The 18,759-nt window shown below is 63.3% G+C and carries 17 protein-coding genes; 10 read left to right on the forward strand and 7 right to left on the reverse strand.

The features are described 5' to 3' along the window. Positions 1–343: 343 nt before the first annotated feature. The 3 genes from NKH04_RS21075 to NKH04_RS21085 are packed head-to-tail and all read left to right on the forward strand — an operon-like array spanning position 344 to position 4,143. Complete coding sequence (locus tag NKH04_RS21075) at positions 344–1,273, forward strand: carbohydrate ABC transporter permease (protein ID WP_352452309.1); 930 nt, start codon at positions 344–346, stop codon at positions 1,271–1,273. Continuing rightward, positions 1,273–2,130, forward strand: a complete 858-nt coding sequence (locus tag NKH04_RS21080) for a carbohydrate ABC transporter permease (RefSeq protein WP_254817449.1) — start codon at positions 1,273–1,275, stop codon at positions 2,128–2,130. The genes NKH04_RS21075 and NKH04_RS21080 overlap by 1 nt, the downstream gene beginning before the upstream one ends. Before the next feature lie 27 nt (positions 2,131–2,157). Further along, a complete protein-coding gene (locus tag NKH04_RS21085) occupies positions 2,158–4,143 on the forward strand; it encodes a glycoside hydrolase family 127 protein (protein WP_353044873.1) in 1,986 nt (661 codons plus the stop codon). Positions 4,144–4,161: 18 nt separating this feature from the next. On the opposite strand, the gene NKH04_RS21090 is transcribed toward NKH04_RS21085, so the two are convergent. After that, positions 4,162–4,941: a response regulator gene (locus NKH04_RS21090; RefSeq protein WP_352749434.1), complete on the reverse strand. Its 780-nt coding sequence runs from the start codon at positions 4,939–4,941 to the stop codon at positions 4,162–4,164. 233 nt (positions 4,942–5,174) lie between these two features. Between NKH04_RS21090 and NKH04_RS21095 the strand changes: the two genes are divergently transcribed. The 6 genes from NKH04_RS21095 to NKH04_RS21120 all read left to right on the forward strand — a co-directional run bounded on the left by NKH04_RS21095 (position 5,175) and on the right by NKH04_RS21120 (position 11,546). Beyond that, a complete protein-coding gene (locus NKH04_RS21095) occupies positions 5,175–6,089 on the forward strand; it encodes a cytochrome-c peroxidase (protein WP_352474410.1) in 915 nt (304 codons plus the stop codon). After that, positions 6,086–8,602, forward strand: a complete 2,517-nt coding sequence (locus NKH04_RS21100) for a two-component system VirA-like sensor kinase (protein WP_353044874.1) — start codon at positions 6,086–6,088, stop codon at positions 8,600–8,602. Before NKH04_RS21095 ends, NKH04_RS21100 begins: the two co-directional genes overlap by 4 nt. A gap of 168 nt (positions 8,603–8,770) precedes the next feature. Then, complete coding sequence (locus NKH04_RS21105; protein WP_353044875.1) at positions 8,771–9,820, forward strand: methyltransferase; 1,050 nt, start codon at positions 8,771–8,773, stop codon at positions 9,818–9,820. A gap of 14 nt (positions 9,821–9,834) precedes the next feature. Beyond that, positions 9,835–10,341 (forward strand): hypothetical protein, encoded by a 507-nt coding sequence (locus NKH04_RS21110; protein WP_352474406.1) that lies wholly within the window; start codon positions 9,835–9,837, stop codon positions 10,339–10,341. A 201-nt stretch (positions 10,342–10,542) separates the two neighbouring features. Then, positions 10,543–11,418: a class I SAM-dependent methyltransferase gene (locus tag NKH04_RS21115; protein ID WP_353044876.1), complete on the forward strand. Its 876-nt coding sequence runs from the start codon at positions 10,543–10,545 to the stop codon at positions 11,416–11,418. After that, positions 11,397–11,546, forward strand: coding sequence for a hypothetical protein (locus tag NKH04_RS21120; protein ID WP_353044877.1), 150 nt, complete (start codon positions 11,397–11,399; stop codon positions 11,544–11,546). Before NKH04_RS21115 ends, NKH04_RS21120 begins: the two co-directional genes overlap by 22 nt. Here NKH04_RS21120 and NKH04_RS21125 read toward each other — a convergent pair. The 5 genes from NKH04_RS21125 to NKH04_RS21145 form a co-directional block, all read right to left on the reverse strand. Then, positions 11,533–12,273: a gamma-glutamylcyclotransferase gene (locus NKH04_RS21125; RefSeq protein ID WP_353044878.1), complete on the reverse strand. Its 741-nt coding sequence runs from the start codon at positions 12,271–12,273 to the stop codon at positions 11,533–11,535. The genes NKH04_RS21120 and NKH04_RS21125 overlap by 14 nt on opposite strands. A 113-nt stretch (positions 12,274–12,386) precedes the next feature. Continuing rightward, positions 12,387–13,421, reverse strand: a complete 1,035-nt coding sequence (locus tag NKH04_RS21130; protein ID WP_352922766.1) for a hypothetical protein — start codon at positions 13,419–13,421, stop codon at positions 12,387–12,389. Beyond that, the gene (locus NKH04_RS21135) at positions 13,421–14,401 is read right to left on the reverse strand and encodes a hypothetical protein (protein ID WP_023674370.1); all 981 of its coding nucleotides are present in this window, start codon (positions 14,399–14,401) and stop codon (positions 13,421–13,423) included. Before NKH04_RS21135 ends, NKH04_RS21130 begins: the two co-directional genes overlap by 1 nt. Before the next feature lie 142 nt (positions 14,402–14,543). Beyond that, positions 14,544–14,696, reverse strand: a complete 153-nt coding sequence (locus NKH04_RS21140; protein ID WP_352474399.1) for a hypothetical protein — start codon at positions 14,694–14,696, stop codon at positions 14,544–14,546. A 661-nt stretch (positions 14,697–15,357) separates the two neighbouring features. Further along, positions 15,358–16,740: an FAD-binding oxidoreductase gene (locus tag NKH04_RS21145; protein ID WP_353044879.1), complete on the reverse strand. Its 1,383-nt coding sequence runs from the start codon at positions 16,738–16,740 to the stop codon at positions 15,358–15,360. Between the two features lie 226 nt (positions 16,741–16,966). Between NKH04_RS21145 and NKH04_RS21150 the strand changes: the two genes are divergently transcribed. Next, entirely contained in the window at positions 16,967–17,974 is a 1,008-nt protein-coding gene (locus NKH04_RS21150) for an AraC family transcriptional regulator (protein WP_352685496.1), read from the forward strand. A 132-nt stretch (positions 17,975–18,106) separates the two neighbouring features. Here NKH04_RS21150 and efp read toward each other — a convergent pair whose 3' ends face one another. Then, positions 18,107–18,673 carry an elongation factor P gene (gene efp / locus NKH04_RS21155; protein ID WP_023674374.1) on the reverse strand — a complete coding sequence of 189 codons (567 nt, stop codon included), beginning with the start codon at positions 18,671–18,673 and terminating at the stop codon, positions 18,107–18,109. Positions 18,674–18,759: the final 86 nt, after the last annotated feature.

Raw genomic sequence — 18,759 nt, forward strand, 5'->3', positions numbered from 1 at the left:
TTGCGGTCGGCCGTTTTTTTTTTTTAATCCGCCTGGGGGCCCCCAAAAAAAAGACCGGGCCCCCCACTTCGCAGAGGACCCCACCCCCGGCCTTCGGCCGGACCCTCCCCTCGAGGGGGAGGGGACGTCCCGCCAATGGAACAACAGGCATGAGCACCATCACAGTACGCCGTCGCAACGTTGGCTCCCCCTTCTCCCCTTGTGGGAGAAGGTGTCGCCGAAGGCGACGGATGAGGGGTGCTCCAGCTTGGCTCGGACGGCATTCCTTCCAACACCCCTCATCCGTCTCGGCGCTTCGCGCCGATCCACCTTCTCCCACAAGGGGAGAAGGAGAAGGCCAGCGATGACCACCATCACAGCAACCACCGCCGCGCCAGCGCGCGCATACAAACTGGTCGGCGCCGGCCGCCGGCAGTGGATCGGCTTGCTCTATGTCGCGCCGGCCGTCGCGCTTGTCGTCGTCTTCTTCATCGTGCCGCTTTGCATGACCGCCTGGATGTCGCTGCACAACTGGCCGCTGATGGGCGCGCATAGCTTCATCGGGCTCGACAATTACTGGGCGATCCTGCGCGATACCCGCTTCTGGAACGCGCTGAAGTTCACCGGTTATTACACGGTGGTGGTGACGATCGCGATCTTCGCCGTCGCCTTTCCGCTGGCGCTGTTCATCGAAAGGCCGCGGCAGCTGACCGGCTTCTACCGCACGTCCTTCTTCATGCCGGCGGTCATCGGCTTCGCCTCGGCCAGCCTTTTGTGGTCGTGGCTGCTCAATGTCGATTCCGGCCTGTTCAGCCCGGCCGCCTTCGAGCTTGGCCTGACCGAGAAGAAATTCAACCTGCTGGCGACCTTCCAGCCGGCCTTCTGGTCGATCATCGCCATGGTGGTGTGGAAGGTGGCGGGCTTCACCATGATCATCCTGATGACCGGCCTGCAGTCGATCCCGCCGGACCTGCAGGAGGCGGCGATGATCGACGGGGCAGGGCCATTCGCGCGGTTCCGGGCGATTACCTTGCCCTTGATGCGCCGCACGCTGGCACTGGCGCTGATCCTGTCGGTTGCCGGCTCGATCCTCGCCTTCGACCAGTTCTACATCATCCTGCGCGGCGGCCCGCGCAACCAGACGCTGACCGCCGTCTACTGGATCTTCAACCAGTCCTTCGTGTCGTTCAAGCTCGGCTATGGCGCGGCACTGTCGATGGTCCTGCTGGTCATCCTGGTGGCGCTCAGCTTGATCCAGCTGCGGTTGCTGCGCAATCCGGAAGGGGTCGACTGATGGCGCAGGCAAGGAGCCGCAAACGCCGCATCGGCATGCAGATCGCCGAGCACTCGACCGGCATCATCGCGTCCATACTGTTCCTGGCGCCGATCGCCTGGACGGTGCTTTCGGCCTTCAAGCCGGCGCAGGAGGCGCGTCAGCCGCCGCTGCCGCCCTGGCCGACCAGCGGCATCTCGCTCGAGAACTACGCGACGCTCAACACCTTCGGCGACGGCCTCTGGCTGCCGGCGCAAAACAGCATCTACGTCTCGGTCATGACCGTGGTGCTGTCGGTGATCGTCAGCGTGCTCGCCGGCTACGGTTTCTCGCGCTTCCGTTTTCCGCTGAAGAACCTGCTGTTCGTCGTCATCCTGTCGACGATCATGATCCCGTTCCAGTCGATCCTGACGCCGATCTTCCTGGTGCTGACCAAGATCGGCCTGCACAACACGCTGACCGGGCTGGTCTGCGTCTACGTCACGCTGCAGCTGCCGTTCTCGATCTTCATGATGCGCAACGCCTTCGATGCGGTGCCGCGCGAGATCGAGGAGGCGGCGCGCATGGACGGCGCCAACAATGTCACCATGCTGTTGAGGGTGATGCTGCCGCTGGTCTGGCCAGGCATCGTCACCATCGCGCTGTTCGCCTTCCTTGGCGCCTGGAACGAGTTTCTGGCGGCGCTCGTGCTGATGACAGACCAGTCGAAATTCACGCTGCCGATCATGATGACGGCGCTGCAGTCCGGCCGCTTCGGCGCCATCGACTGGGGCGCCGTGCAGGCCGGCGTCACCGTCATGATGGTGCCGTGCCTGGTGCTCTTCCTTTTGCTGCAGCGCTTCTACATCCGCGGCCTGATGGCAGGGGCCGTGAAGTGACCAATCGAACCGAACCGGAGTAAATTGATGACCGCATCGCAATCCGCCAGTCAGGGCGCCAAGCCGAAACTCGCCTTCCGCCCGCTGCCGGTGCCGCAGGTCGACGTGCGCGGCTTCTGGGGCGACCGCGTCGATGCCGTCGCCGCAAAGACCGCCGGCATCCTCTACGACCGCTGCGTCGAGACGCGCATGCTCGAGCAGATCGACCCGGACCGGCCATCGCCCGGCGTCGTCATTCCGTTCCACTCACCTTCACCGGACGAGGCGGCCACCGCCGGCAACGAGTTCACCGGATCGACGGTGACGACGCAGATGTTCTGGGACTCGGATTGGGGCAAGACCATCGAGACCGCCGCCTATTCGCTCTACCGCCGCCGCAACGACGAGCTGGAGAAGAAGATCGATGCCGTCATCGACATGTATGGAAAGCTGCAGCAGCCCGACGGCTATCTGTCGAGCTGGTATCAGCGCATCCAGCCGGGCTTGCGCTGGACCAATCTGCGCGACTGCCACGAGCTCTATTGCGCCGGCCACCTGATCGAAGGCGCGGTCGCCTATTACCAGGCTACGGGGAAACGCAAGCTACTCGACATCATGTGCCGCTACGTCGACCATATCGCCGAGACGTTCGGTCCGGAACCCGGCAAGAAGAAGGGCTATTGCGGCCATGAGGAGATCGAGCTGGCGCTGGTCAAGCTGGCGCGGGTGACGGGCGAGCGCAAATACATGAAGCTAGCCAAATACTTCATCGATCAGCGCGGCCTTGAGCCGCATTATTTCGACGAGGAGGCGCGCGCCCGCGGCGCCGACCCCAAGGCCTATCATTTCAAGACTTACGAATACAACCAGTCGCACAGACCGGTGCGCGAGCAGGACAAGGTCGTCGGCCATGCGGTGCGGGCGATGTATCTCTATTCGGGCATGGCCGACATCGCCACCGAATATGGCGACGACACGCTGCGGGTGGCGCTCGACCGGCTGTGGGACGACCTCATGACCAAGAACCTCTACGTCACCGGCGGCCTCGGGCCGTCGTCGCACAATGAGGGTTTCACCGCCGATTACGACCTGCCCAACGACACCGCCTATGCCGAAACCTGTGCTTCGGTCGGCCTGGTGTTCTGGGCAAGCCGCATGCTCGGCATGGGTCCCAATGCGCGCTACGCCGACATCATGGAGCGGGCGCTCTACAACGGCTCGATCTCCGGCCTGTCGCTCGACGGCTCGCTGTTCTTCTACGAAAATCCGCTCGAAAGCCGCGGCGCCCACCACCGCTGGAAATGGCACCGCTGCCCGTGCTGCCCGCCCAATGTCGGGCGCATGGTCGCCTCGATCGGCAGCTATTTCTACGGCCTGTCGGACGACGCACTCGCCGTCCATCTCTATGGAAACGGCACGGCTCGTTTCGATATTGCGGGCCGGCAGATAGAGCTCACCCAAACGAGCAATTATCCCTGGGACGGCGCGGTCTCGATCTCTGTCGAACCGGAAGCTCCGACCGAGTTCACTTTGCACCTGCGCCTGCCGGCCTGGTGCCGCAAGGCAGCGCTCAAGGTCAACGGCGCCGATGTTGATCTGGAGGCGATCAGCAGCGACGGCTATGCCGCGATCCGCCGCGAATGGCGCAAGGGCGACCGCGTCGAGCTCGACCTCGAAATGGCCGTCGACCGCCTCTACGCCAATCCGCAGGTGCGGCAGGATATCGGCCGTGTCGCACTGGCGCGCGGCCCGCTGATCTATTGCGTCGAGGAGACCGACAATTCCAGCCAGCTGCACCGCATCGCACTACCGCGCACGGCCGACATCGAGGCGCATCAGCAGCCGAACCTTCTGGGCGGCGTCGTGACACTTTCGGCGATTGCCAAAAAGGAGGCTTTCGAAAACTGGGAAGAGGGGCTCTACCGCACCGAACCGCCGGCGCTCGAGGGCGCGAAAATCACCGCCGTGCCGTACTTTGCCTGGGACAACCGCGATCCCGGCGAGATGCTGGTCTGGCTGAGAAGCGCGGAGTAGGCTGGGCGCGGCAGCGGCTCAAAGTACCTCGACCGCAGTCGCGAATATGTAGCCGGCGCCACGCTCCGTAACAATGAGCTTCGGCTCGCTCGGATTGACCTCGAGCTTGCGGCGCAGCCGCAATATCTGCACGTCGATGCTGCGGTCGAACACCTCTTCGTCGTGCACGCGGCTGGCAGCGAGAAGCTGCTCGCGGCTCAGGATCTGTTGCGGCGATTTCAGGAACGCCGTCAGCAGGTTGAACTCGCCGGCGGTCAGCGGCGTCGTCTCGCCCGCCGCCGACCTCAGGCGCCGCATCCGCATGTCGAGCTCCCAGCCGGCAAAACGATAGCGTATGGGTTTCTTACTGCGCGGCTGCGGCTGCGTCGACCGCGATCGCCGCAGCACGGCGCGAATGCGCGCCAGCAGCTCCCTGAGGCCGAAGGGCTTGGTGATGTAGTCGTCGGCGCCGAGTTCCAGGCCGACGACGCGATCCACCTCGTCGCACCTGTGGCCGGTGATGATGATGATGGGCGCTTCCGGCGGACTGCCGAGTTGCCGCATGATGTCGAACCCGTCCTCATCGGCAAGCCGCATGTCGAGGATCGTCAGGTCTACGGGCTTTTCATTGAGGACGCGCGACATGGCCCGGCTGTCGGCGACCGCGCTAACCCTGAAGTTTTGGCTCTCCAGGTAATTGGTGAGCATATCGCGAATTTCGGGGTCGTCGTCGACGACAAGGATATGCTTCGGCGCCGCTGGCTGCTCGGTACTGCCTTTCGACTGCTGTTCGTGGCGAATGTTTTGTTCGGCTGACATCTCGCACCGTCCGCAAGCATGGAACTCATGACCGAGCCGTTGCTTTATTAAACGTCGATTTTCGGCGATTTATTGGTGAACGCCGATGATCTACGTGATCGCACACCCTGCCGCAGGCTCGCTCGATGGCACATCAGCAGATTGGTAAGGTTCGGGCGGGGCTTTTTGTTCCGCTTTGCCTGGCAATGGCGGCACCTTTTGCGTTGGCCCAGAGCAATCAGCCGGCCCCGCCGATGGGCGAGCCGATTGCACCGATCACGGCCAGCGGCCCCTCCGACCGGGCGAAGATCGCGCTTGGCGAGAGCCTGTTCAACGATGCCCGCCTGTCGCATGGCGATGTCGTCGCTTGCAGTTCCTGTCACAGGCTCGATTTCAGCGGCGACGACGGTCTGGCCCGTTCCGTGGCGGCGGATGGCAAGCCGCTCGATTTCAACACGCCGACCGTCTTCAACGCGGCGCTCGATTTTCGGCTGAACTGGCGCGGCAATTTCCGCACTTTCGAGGAGCAGAACGAGGCAGCCCTGCTCGATGACAGGCTGATGAATACGAGCTGGGAGGAATTGCTGACCAAGCTGCGCTCGAATGCCGAGTATTCGCAGCGGTTCGCGAGGGTCTACGGCGCCATTCCCGACCGGACAAGCGTGCTCGATGCGCTTGTTGTCTTTCAACGGTCGCTGATCACGCCCGATGCCCGTTTCGACCGCTATCTCAAGGGCGAACGCGACGCCATCACGACCGACGAAGAGCACGGCTATCAACTGTTCAAAGCGTATGGCTGCGTCGCCTGCCACCAGGGCGCCAACGTAGGCGGCAATCTGTTTCAGAAATTCGGCATCTTCCAGGATCCCTTCGCTCGCCAGAAGACCCTGACCAAGGCGGATCTCGGCCGCTTCGCCGTTACCGGCGCCGAGAGCGACCGCCATGTGTTCCGCGTTCCCAGCCTGCGCAACGTCGCGGTGACGGCGCCGTATTTTCACGATGGCCGCACCGCATCGCTCGCAGACGCGGTGAAGATCATGGCGCGCAACCAACTCGGCCGGGAACTCGACCAGCGCGATGCCGATCTCATCGTCGAATTCCTCGGGACACTGACGGGCGAGTATCGCGGCCGGCCGTTGACCAGCGCAGCCGATCGTCTGCAGCAATGAAGTCGCTACGCATCCTGGCGCCGATCGTTGCCTGCCTGCTCATCGCCCTGACCTACCTCCTGGTGCAGGGCACGGCTCCCGATGCGGCGCGCCACGAGCGCACGCTCGATGCGCTCAGGACCGTCATCCTCTATAACGCCGCGCTGCAGCGCGATGTGTTGCGGGCACGCGCGGGGCTGCTGCGCAGCTACGATCCGCTTGTGCGGTCGATCGAGAACCTGGATGAGGCGACGCAGACGCTGCCGGCTGCCCGCGACGCAGCAAGCGGCGAAACACGGGCGGACATCGACAAGCGGATCGCCGAAGTCATCGCCGCGATCCGCGACGAGGAAGCGCTCGTCGAGAGGTTCAAGTCCGATAACGCGCTGCTGCAGAACTCGCTGAACTTTTTCAACTATATGAGCGGTCGTCTCACGAGCGAGGGTGACGGCCTTCGAGCGGTCGAGATAGGAGCCCTGATGGTCGCAATGTCGCGGTTTATCAGCGATCCCCAGCCGGATGCGGCAAAAGCAGTAAACGCCGCACTCGACCGGCTGGCAAGGCCCTCCGTCGATGCCGTGCCTGCAAGCGATGTACTCTCGCTCGTCTCCCACGGCCGGCTTATCGTCACCAGGCTTCCGGCGGTCGACGATCTCGTCGCCCGCCTGCAGACCGCGCCGACGAGCGAGCGGGCTCGCGCGCTGCAGGACGTCTATCTCGGTGCGCATGGGCGGGCCGCGGCGCGGGCCGAACTGTTCCAGACGCTGCTTTATGTCGCCGCGTTGGGCCTCGTCGGCTATGTCGCCTACCTGTTCGCCCGCCTGCGCCGCAACGCGCGGATCCTGCGCGAGCGGCTGGAATTCGAGGGCCTGATCGCCTCGATCTCCACGCAGTTCATCAATCTGCCGCGTGACCGCATCCGCGCCGGCATCAGCAAGGGCCTCGCGCGCCTGGTCGAACATGCCGGGCTCGACGGCGCCCAGATTTTCGTCAGCCACATCGCCGATCCTTCCGGCGGCTACTTCTATCGCCGTCCGGGCGGGAGCAGGCCGGCCCGCCTGTCGAAGGACATGATCGAGCTGGCTTCACGCTGGACGCTGGCCGACCACGAGCGGCAGGGCTGCATCGACGTTCCCCGCGTCGGCGAGCTTCCCGAGGGGCGGGAGAAGGCATCCCTGCAGGCGCACCAGTTTCGATCGTGGCTGTGCATACCGATGTGGCATGCCGGCGAGCGGTTGGGTTTTCTGGCTCTCGATACCGTCACGCACGAAAAGCATTGGGCCGACGACGACATTGCACTGCTGCGCACCGCGGCCGAGATTTTCGCCAATGCCATCGTGCGCGAGCACAACGAACGCGAGCGTGAGGCACTGCAGGCGCGGCTCAATCAGTCGCAACGGCTGGAAGCGATCGGGACGCTCGCCGGCGGCATAGCGCACGAGTTCAACAACATCCTCGGTGCCGTCCTTGGTTACAGCGAGATGGCGCTGGCGGTGCTGCTGAAGGAGTCGCGCGCGCGGCGCTACGTCCAGCAGATCATGCAGGCCGGCAGGCGGGCGCAGGACGTCACCGAGCAGATCCTCGCCTTCGGCCGTCGTCACGAGCGGCAGCATCACGCGCTGCGGGCGGAAGCCGTGGTTGCCGAAGCGATCGACCTGCTGCGCGCCTCGTTCCCCGCCACGCTTTCAGTGCAGACGCGTCTTGCAGCCGCGGATGCGGCGATGATGGGCGATCCGACCGAGCTTCAGCAGGTGGTGATGAACCTCGGCACCAACGCGGCGCAGGCGATGAACAACCGCGGCGCATTGGAAATCGGTCTCGACACGACGGAATTCGTCGAGGCGCGGATGCTGTCGCACGGCAACCTGCCTGCCGGGCGCTACCTCCGCCTTGCCGTCAGGGACACCGGCAGCGGCATGGATCAGGCGACGCTCGAGCGTATCTTCGAGCCGTTCTTCACGACCAAGCCGGCAGGGCAAGGCACCGGGCTCGGCCTGTCGACGGTGCACGGCATCGTCATGGCGCACAGAGGCGCGGTCGACGTGAACAGCAAGCCCGGCGAAGGCACGACCTTCGAGATCTATTTTCCGCAGATCGAGGCCGCCGAAGCAACCCAGAACGAGGACGAGAGCGACGCCGCCGAGGTGCCGGTCAAGCATGGCAACGGCGAGACGATCCTCGTCGTCGACGACGACACGCCGCTGATGCAACTTGCGGAGGAAATGCTCGCCGCGCTCGGCTACGAGCCGGTCGGGTTCGACCGCAGCCCCGCGGCTCTCAGCGCATTCCGCGCCGATCCGGAACGCTTCGACCTGGTGCTGACCGACGAGGTCATGCCCGACATCACAGGGATCGAATTCTCCGGCCGGTTGCACAAGATCCGGCCCGACCTTCCGGTCGTGCTGATGACCGGTTACGGCCGTCAGCTGCGGTCGCGCCAACTGACGGCGGCCGGCATAAGCGAAGTCATCAAGAAGCCGCTGCTGTCGGCCGCCGTCGCACAATGTCTTGCCCGCCATCTGCATTCAGGCTGATCACGGCCGGCCGGATTTCTTCGTTACAACCGTAACCAAAATCCCAGCTGGCTGAAATCGACCCGTAGCCGGGCCAGTCGATGGTCCTCCCGCGCCCAGACCATGATCCCAAAAAACCGGGAACCGGTTTTTTGGGAGGTCATGGTCTCTTGAGGAAGGAGAAATCTTATGGACGCAACCATCACCGAGGTAACGAAACAGGCGAATGACGTCGCAGAACTGTCGCCCGAAAGCCTTATGCAACTCGGCCTCGGCTTCTGGGCATCGAAGACGTTGCTGAGCGCCGTCGAACTTGACCTTTTCACGGAGTTGGCGGCCGGACCCCTCGAAGGGGAAACACTGAGAAACCGGCTCGGACTGCATGAGCCGGGAGCGCAGGATTTCTTCGACGCACTGGTTGCGCTGCGCATGCTTGAGCGCGAGGGCAACGTCTACTGCAACACGCCCGTGACTGACCGCTACCTTGACCGCAACAAGTCGACCTATGTTGGCGGGATGCTCGCCAGGGCCGGTCAGCTGCTTTACGCGAACTGGGGCTCGCTCACCGACGCGCTCAGGACGGGCAAACCGCAAAACGGCACCCAGGACGGCGAAGATCTGTTCGACATGCTGTTTTCGGACCCGGACAAGGTAAAGATGTTCGCGCAGGCGATGACCGGCGGCAGCCTCCAGGTGGCGGAGGCGCTCGCCCGGCATTTTCCCTGGGCGGACTATTGTACCTTCATCGATATCGGCACAGCCGAAGGCAGGCTTCCGGTCGAGGTCGGCCGCGCCCATCCGCATCTCACCGGCGGCGGTTTCGACCTGCCGCCGATGCGGCCGGTGTTCGAGGCCTATGTGGAGAGGCACGCACTTGCAGACCGGCTTCGGTTTTATCCCGGCGACTTCCTTGCCGAGCCGCTGCCTTCCGCCGACGTGCTGGTGATGGGTCATATCCTGCACGACTGGAACCTGGAGGTGAAGCGCGCGCTGCTGGCAAAGGCCCATTCCGCGCTGCCGAAGCAAGGCGTGCTCATCGTCTACGACCAGATCATCGATGACGAGCGACGGGACAACGCTGCGGGTCTGCTGATGAGCCTCAACATGCTGGTCAACACCAATGGCGGGTTCGACTACACGCGCGCCGACGGCATGGGCTGGATGCGGGAGGCGGGCTTTGCGGAGGTCCGCTGCGAGCATCTCGCCGGGCCTCACTCGATGATCGTCGGCATCAAATAGCAGCGGAGAAGCTGATGACACGAAGAGCTCTCATCGCAATTGCCGCCCTTGGCCTGGCCGCAGCATTCACCGCCGCAACGCTCAACCAGGGTGAAGTCGGCGCGGCGTCCGCGACCGCTTCGATCGAGCACGGTCGATACCTGGTGAAAATCGGCGGCTGCAACGATTGCCACACGCCAGGGTACCTGGAGAAGGCCGGCAACGTTCCGCAGGATCGATGGCTGATCGGCGACTCGCTCGGCTTCAACGGGCCCTGGGGTACGACTTACCCGACCAATCTTCGCCAATTTTTGCGGACCATGGACGAGGACGACTGGGTACAGTTCGCGCGCACGATCGAGACGCGCCCGCCCATGCCATGGTTCAACCTGCGCGCCATGAGCGAGCCCGACCTGCGCGCCATCCACCGATATGTGCTTTCGCTCCCGGCAGACGATACGCCGGTTCCGGACTATGTGCCGCCCGGTCGTCCGCCGAAGACGCCGCATATCGTGTTCGTTCCGCGGGCGCCGAAATCATAGTGGCGTCCGAACGCCGGGCGCAGGGTGGTTCTCCGCTTGCGTGGTACGCCAGGCACGGGCGCCTGTTTCATTCGTAACGCAATTCCCGATTCCGGAAATCACGTTGTAGCACCGATCTCCGATGGTGACGGTCGGGCCCCGGGCGGTCATCAGGCTGCCCAGCGGTCACAAATCCCGGATAAATCGATCATGGAGTCAAAAATGTACAATCTGCTTGCCGAACATGCGCCGAAGACCGGCCGTGATCAGAGCCCCATGGATCCGCGTCCCTATGCGTTGGGTTACACGCAAAGCGAATTCAAGCGCCTGGAGCTGCAGGGAGCGCTCATTCACGACCTTACCGAGCATGTCCTGCGCAGTGCGGGCATAGGACCCGGTATGCGCGTGCTCGACATTGGCTGCGGCGTAGGCGATGTCTCCTTGCTGGCCGGAAGGCTGGTCGGACCGGCGGGAAGCGTGCTTGGTGTCGATCGCTCGGCAGAGGCTGTGGACATTGCCGAGCGGCGCGCCACTGAATCCGGCCAGTGTTACTGGACTCGTTTCACGACGGCCGAGCTTGATACATTCTCGCCCGACGGGAGCTTCGATGCGGTGATCGGCAGGCTTGTCCTGATGTATCTGCCCGACCCGGCCGCAACCCTGCGCAGGCTTGCCGGTTTCCTGCGGCCTGGCGGCATCGTCGCCGTTCAGGAAATGGCGATGCCGCTCACCCGCAGTTTTCCAGAGGCGCCGCTGTTCGGCAAATGCCGCGGCTGGATCATCGACACGATCGAGCGCGCGGGTTTCGAGGTCGACATGGGTGGCAGGCTGCCCATGGTGTTCGCCGGCGCAGGGTTGCCGGCGCCGCGGATGAACTCCGCCGGCCTCGCCGGCAGCGGACCCGACTCGCCGATCTACGACTACATTGCCGGCACGTTGCGCAGCCTGTTACCGATGGCCGAGGCAGTCGGTACCGCAACCGCCGCCGAGGTGGAAGTCGATACCCTCGCCGAGCGGCTGCGCAACGAGGCTGTCGAGCAGCAGACGTGCATCATGCTGCCGCCCTTTGTCGGCGCATGGGCGAACACACTGGCATAGAACCGAAGGAAGGACACACGATACTCGATACTGCCATCGGCGAGCGCGCGGGACATCTCGTCGACCTGCACAACATCGATTTCGCCTGGGAGCCTGACGAGATGCTGGTCTGGCTCAGGGACGAATGAAGCCCGACCGCAGCGCCCGACCGATCTCCTCGGCCACAAGTTCCTGCAACTGCCAGAGATTGCGGTCGCGGATGCCGCAGGCGTCGAGATGGCGAATGGTCTGGAACAGATATTCGGCGCCCGAACCCCAATGGCCGACGGCCGTGGCCAGGGTCGCCGCTATCGCTCGCTTTTCGAGCTTGCCGGCATAGCGCGGATTGGCGGGATCGACAACGAAACCAAGCGCTTGGCCCGTGCCGTCGCCCGTCCTGACCTGCAGCCAGCGCGGCACGTTGACGGCCGGCAGGATGGTCATCTCACGTCGCAGCAGCGTTTCGAGATTGGCCCCCAATGGCTCGGCGACCTCGAACACCATGCCCTGACATTGGCCGCCGCGGTCGAGCGCCATCATCAGGCCGGGCTGCTCGACGGTGCCCCTGAAGCGCTGCACCGTAAAACAGAACGAACGGTGCCAGCCCGTCGCCACGGCCCGTTCGCCACCCCTGACCTCGCCGGCCGGCTTCCACAGAAGCGAGCCATAGGCGAACAGCTTCACCGGCCCGCCCGGCGCGCCGGCCAGCACCTCGTCGCGAATGCGCGCGTAATCGGCATCGGTCATGTAGACCATGCCCGGCGTCGGCCCGGCATCCTCGACCGCACGCAAGGTGCGGGCGACCAGCGCCTCGGTCAGCGCCATCGGTGTCTTGCGCGGCGAACGCCGTGATGCGGCGGAAATGACCTTGCTCATCCTCATGCTCTCAGCCTCGCCGCCATGTTGCCGAAGGCTGAAGGATTCTCAAGGGCCGAGTAAACCAGCGCGGTATCGGGATTCGAACTATCGTGTCCAACAGCCTGACTGGCTTAGTGCGGAGGCTGATCTGGCCGGACGGTGTCGTTGCAGCCGTCAACATAGGGATGGACCGACCACCGGGAGCCGGGCCGGGCCTGTTGCGCCTTGGTGAGCGGATCCTGAGACTGCGCGTAGCCGTCCTGGTAGCCCCGAACGATTTCGTCGATATCGTCGGGCCAGTCGCCGTCCCATGGCCGTCCCAGAATCTGGGCCTGCTGGACCGGATGCAGTTCGTTGTGGCCTTCATGAAAGCTGTCGTGGATGTGTCCGGCATCATAGACCCACCGGCCCGTCACCCCCAGGATTGTCGCTCCGGTTCCGTCGCCCTTGTTGGTCTCGATGCTCGGCAGGCCGGCATCGCTCGGACTGGCGGTGTCCGAACTGCTGAAGGCCGCGCCGAGCAGCGAAGCGAGCAAGGCGAGAAGCGCCAATACGTAGGCGACGACCGCGCCGACGCCCGACATGCATACCGCCAGCGCAATCAATGCCGCGGCTAGGGCGAGGATGTTGACGGTCTGCAGGTCATGGATCGATGCCCCTTCGAACTCCACATGCAGCGCCTCTGACTTTACTCCGGTCACCTTGTCCTCCGCCGGGTTCCCCGTGAACAGAAAGCCGTGCGAGGAGGTGATTGCGTTTTCGGCCATCAGATAGCCGAACGGGGCACTGGCGGCGGCAACGGCCTGGGAGACGCCCACCGGGTTGTTCGGCAGCAGCAAATTGAGGCTGTAGTCGGAGTCCAGGCTTCCTGGCCAGGTCTTTTCCGACGGCGGCTCGATGCTGATGACCATGCCGACGATACTCACCGGCTCGCCCAGGCAAACCAGCCGTTTGTTGAGCCACCAGTCGCAATAAGCGAGAATCCACACAATCTCAGTCACCACCAGCGCGATCGGTATGCACCACGGCTCGCCCATCGCGACCACCACCACGACCATCACGGCTGCGAATATGCCGCTGGTAATCGCCGCGCTGATGTACTGGTTGACCGAAATCACCTCGTCGGCGGTCGTGCACTTGGTCCAGGATTTGTCGTCGGTGGCCATCACGGCTCCAAGCTGCTGAGGACGGTCAAGGTGACGCCGCCGCTGGCGCGGTCACCCTCGTCAAACGCATTCAGATTGAGGGCCTGCCGGCCGGTCCAGCCGTCCGGCGGCGTAGCGACCGCCGTGATCGTCACCTGTTCGCCCGGCGCCAGCGACGGCAGGTCAGGCGAAATCTCGACCTTCCAGCCCGGCGGCAGGGGATGAGCCGACGGCAAGTGTGCCGCCAGCCGGCGCTTTTGCTCCGCCTTGGCGGTCTCTTCCGTTGGCTGCCGGTCGTCGCGACAGGGGCCGAGCGGCGGAATGGTGTAGGCATCGACGGTGAACCGGTACCGATGCGGCCGACGGGTAGCGTTGCGCAACTCGAATTGAAATGTTGCTGGCGACTGCGCCAGTCCGACATCGGTATTTTCTTGCCCGAGATTGTTGGCGAAGTTGGCGTCATCGGCCGGGTCGAGCAAAGCTTGCAGGCAATAGTGACCTGCTTGCCGCGGCGTATGCCAGTCGAAGGAGACGAACCCAGGCTGGCTGGCGGATCCGATCACCCCGACCGAGACCGGCCTGGTGGCTATCGGATTCGACACGGTTCCGATGCCAAACGACAGATAGGACAGATGGACCGGCATCTTGACGACGACGGCATCCGGGGAGGCGTTCCAGACGCGAACCCGCACCTCGTAGTCGGTATCCGCCTGCAACCTGCCGGCGGGAACGGGCACACCACCCTGGCGTAGCTCGATATCGGGATTATCCCAGGTGACCGCGAGACCAAGGCCGATCAGGTAATATTGATCGTAGATCAGCGGGTCAGGCCGGCAGAAAGCAGGGTGATCGATCGGTACGCAATGCGCCCGGGACCCTTTCTGGTCGACCCGGCGGTCGCCCCCTAGCCGCCACCGGCGACAGAAACGGCGAGCCATCTCGATCAGTGCCGGAATCCAGGCGGAGAACAGTGCTCGCAGGATTGCCGCTATTCCTCGCATCGACTTCCCCTCTGAAGCTAACGCAGGGCAACGCTCTGATAACAGCGGGATTCGCGCGGCAACAGTGTATTGGCGTGTCAGACGACTGGTGCCGTTTGTACTCTGGTCAGACGAATAAAGCTGGGCTCGAACGGTACGCGGGCTATTTCCGCGCGAAGAAACCGCGCGCGAACTGCACGATGTGCTTGTGGAATGCGAGCGCCAATATTGCGACAACGGCAAGTATGTAGAGAGCTTCGGTCGATCCGTCGCCGCCGTCAGGGGAAATACCAAACCAACTCTCGATGAAATCCATGAACAGATTCCCTCCGCGCAAACTTGCGACCGATGTTCAGCATAGCTCTTCAGCTTGTCCCGGTGTCAAGTAGGGATGCATTGCCATCCACATAAATCCAGTAAAGACCGTTGTGCCGAATTGTCTGCTGCCGAATTGTCTGCTGTTTGTCGATAAACCTGAGAATTTGCCTAAAGATTGCTAAAAAATTGTCGCGGCTTATTGATGCACAACTGAAGGAAAGCTTTGTATCTCGGTCATTTCCGGGTCATTTTGTCGATCATGTGCGAACGATCCAGTCAATGATGGTGTCGCCAAACAGGTCCGGACTTGTGCATGGACAGTACGCGGCCCACCACGATCAGAAGCGCGGGGTAGCCTGAAAAGCAGCCCGGCATGGCTCATTGGACGCCACTCGGCGGTCGTCTGGCCTGGTTTCAAATGTAGTCAGCTCTCGAACGTGCCCGGCGGCGTCACGCTGTCGGCTGTTGACAGGAAAGAGGCGTTTGAAAAATCACCGGCGGTCGAGGCAGCAAAAGTCACCGTGCCGTATTTCGCCCGGGACACCACGATTCCGGCGAGATGCTGGTCTGGATCAGAGCGTCCTGACCGGCAAGCTATCGTACCGGCCGAGCCTTAGCTGGGCCGGCCGGTACGCTTGCCGGCCTGACGAGAGCCGCCGTCAAGCAGCCGGTCGAATGTTTTGGTTCACCCGGAAGAGGTTGTTCGGGTCGTATTTCTTTTTCAGCGTAGCGAGGCGCTCATAGTTGTCGCCATAAGCCGCCTTGAGCCTTGCATCGCCCTCGTCATCCATCATGAAGTTCAGGTAGGCGCCACCCAGATCGAACGGATGCACGGCCTCCCAGTAGGCCTTGGTCCAGCGCGTCACCGGCCCCGCTTTCTGTGGGTCCGGATCGATCCCGGCGATGACCATCGACCAGGTCGCATCACGGTAATTCCAGGGCGTCTCGTCTTTGCCGACGCGATGGACCGCACCATCGATCGGGTAGAGATGCATGAGCGATAGCTCGCTCGGCGTCTTCGCCGCCTGCTCGAGATGGGCGTCGATCGCCTCGTCGGACAGCGTCTTGACGAAATCGCCCCGCCAGTACCACTGCATTCCCTTCGGGTAGAGCCCATCGAACATGCTCTGCACCGCGGGATAGGGCATCGTTCCCATCCAGTTGAACCAGGGCGCGGGCAGCGCATCGAGCAGCGGGGCCAGCGCCTCTCTGCCCTTTTCCTCCGGGCCGTTGTAGCAGCACATCAGCAGACACATCCGCTGTCCCCAAAACTCTTCCGGGAAGGGTGCGCTCGAGAGGACGGTCTTGAGCCCGAGAAAGATCCCGAGTTCTTCGGGCGCGTTCGGCAGGAACTCGCGATAATGCTGCATGATGGTGCGGGCGTGGCGCTGATCCCATGCGATCGGTCCCGCAAAGACCATGCTGACCCGGTGGAGCCTGAACACAAAGCTGGTGACGATGCCGAAATTGCCGCCGCCGCCGCGAAGCGCCCAGAACAGGTTGGGGTTCCGTTCCTTGCTGGCGGTGACGAAGCTTCCGTCGGCAAGCACGACATCGGCCTCGACCAGGTTATCGATGGTCAGGCCATATTTGCGCGTCAGATAGCCATGGCCGCCGCTCAGCGTCAGTCCGGCGACCCCGGTGGTCGAGATGATGCCCGCCGGTACGGCCAGGCCAAAGGCATGGGTGGCATGGTCGAGGTCGCCCTGAGTGCAGCCCGGGCCTACCCGCGCCGTGCGAGCATCCGGATCGACGCGCACGCCGTTCATCGCCGACAGGTCGATCACCAGACCGTGGTCGCAGCTCCCCAATCCTGGTCCATTATGGCCGCCGCCACGTACCGCAACCAGCAAATTGTTGTCGCGGCCGAAATTCACCGCTGTGATTACGTCGGCGACGTCGACACAGCGGGCGATGATCAGCGGCCGCTTGTCGATCATGCCGTTGTAGAGCTTGCGGGCCTCGTCATAGCGGGCGTCGCCGGCGCGGATGACTTCGCCTCGCAGGCTTGCTGCGAATTTGGTGATGTCTTCATCGTTCATGACATTCCTCCCTGTTATTGGACCTGTCGGCCGGCCGATGAAACGCTAATCCCGTCCGCTGTTCCCGCAAATGTCACATCGTCCATTTCTGTTGCCCGATCGTTCAGAGTAGGATTAGACCGGATGGATAGTTGCTCGGGCGGCCATATTGCCGGATAGTTCGAGATGCCTGGCGGAAAAACTCGTTGTCAAAGGGAGTAGCCGATCGTTTCCGGAGGTGTAGTGCATGGATGTCCTTTCCGATGTGCTCCGAGCCGTTCGCCTCACCGGGGCGATCTATTTCGACGTCGACGCCAGCTCTCCCTGGGTTGGCGAGTCGCCGGGCACGGCCGACATTGCCGCCGCCATCATGCCGGAGGCAGAGCACATCATTTCTTTTCATGCCGTGATGTCGGGCTCGTGCTGGGCCGCGCTGGGAGACGATTCGGTGCCGCCGGTGCTCGTGAACGCCGGTGATGTCGTTGTCTTCCCCGGTGGTGTTCCGAACGTGTTGAGCTCCTCGCCGGGGGCGCGGGGCGAACCCAATATGGCGATGTATTATCGGCCGATAGACGAGAGCCTGCCGTTTGCGGTGATCCATGGTGGCGGGGGAGACGAGCGGACCCGGTTCATTTGCGGGTATCTTGGCTGCGATGCACGTCCCTTCAATCCTCTCCTGGCCGCATTGCCGGCCATCCTGTGCGCCCGCAAGCCCGCCGATGGAAGCAGCTGGGTTATCGACCTTTTTCGGCTGGCGCTGGCAGAAGGTGGCAGTGGGCGGGCGGGCTGTGAGACGATACTCGCCAAGCTGAGCGAGCTGATGTTTGTCGAGATCATCCGCCGCCATCTCGAGACCCTGCCCGACGATTCGCGCGGCTGGCTGTCAGGCCTACGGGATCCACATGTCGGCGAGGCGCTCCGGCTCATCCACGCTCGCCCCAGGGAGGAATGGACATTGGACCGGCTCGCCCGCGAAGTAGGGCTCTCGCGCACGGCGTTTGCGAGCCGCTTTACCCACTATGTCGAGGTCTCTCCCATGCACTATCTTGCTCGCTGGCGTCTGCAACTGGCAGGACGCTTGCTCGAACGCCCCGAAATGAGCATCGCGCAAGCGGGTGCCGAGGTCGGCTACGAGTCGGAAGCCGCCTTCAATCGCGCCTTCAAAAAGTTCGTCGGCATTCCACCTGGCACCTGGCGAAAGGGACGGTCGGCGTTGCTCGAGGCTCAGAGATTGCCCGCTGGCGTCGTGCAATAGGAAAGAACTGGCAGGGCGTTGACGCTTCGGTCCGCGTAAAGCGTCCCAATGCTCGAAAGCCCCTGGCACAAAGCGGGTAGACGATGACCGGCCGCCGCGACGCCTTCGGCGAGGCGTGTCAGACTTCGCGCCTTAATCTTTCGCGCGCTCGACATAGGCGCCATCGGCGGTCATCACCACCACGCGGGTGCCAGCGCTGATGTGTGGCGGCACCAGGGTACGCACGCCGTTGGACAGCGTTGCCGGCTTGTAGGACGAGGACGCCGTCTGGCCCTTGGTCACCGGCTCGGTCTCGACCACCTCGAAAGTGGCGCGCTGCGGCAGTACCAGCGAGATGGCGATGTTGTTGTATTGCGAGATCTGCACCGGCATGCCTTCCACCAGATAGGGCGCCATGTCGCCGACCACGCTTTCCGGCACCGCGACCTGGTCGTAAGTCTCCGGATTCATGAAGTGAAAGCCTTCGCCGTCACGGTAGAGGAACGTGTGCTCGCGCTCCTCGACATAGGCGCGCTCGACCTGCTCGGTGGTGCGGTAACGCTCGGAAACCTTTACCCCGTCGGAGATACGCCGCATGTCGAGCTGGGTGACCGGCGTACCCTTGCCAGGATGAATGTTTTCGGCAAAGAGGATCACATAAAGCTTGCCGTCCTTTTCGACGACGTTGCCTTTGCGTAAGGAGCTGGCGATGACCTTCACGGGTTTCCATCCTGATAAAATTTGTTGGCGCAAATCGGCTGGAGAGGCCGTTGCGTGCGGCCTAGCGCATCTTGGCCGCAATCGCC

The sequence above is a fragment of the Mesorhizobium sp. M1365 genome, from assembly GCF_040317865.1.
GTDB lineage: Bacteria > Pseudomonadota > Alphaproteobacteria > Rhizobiales > Rhizobiaceae > Mesorhizobium.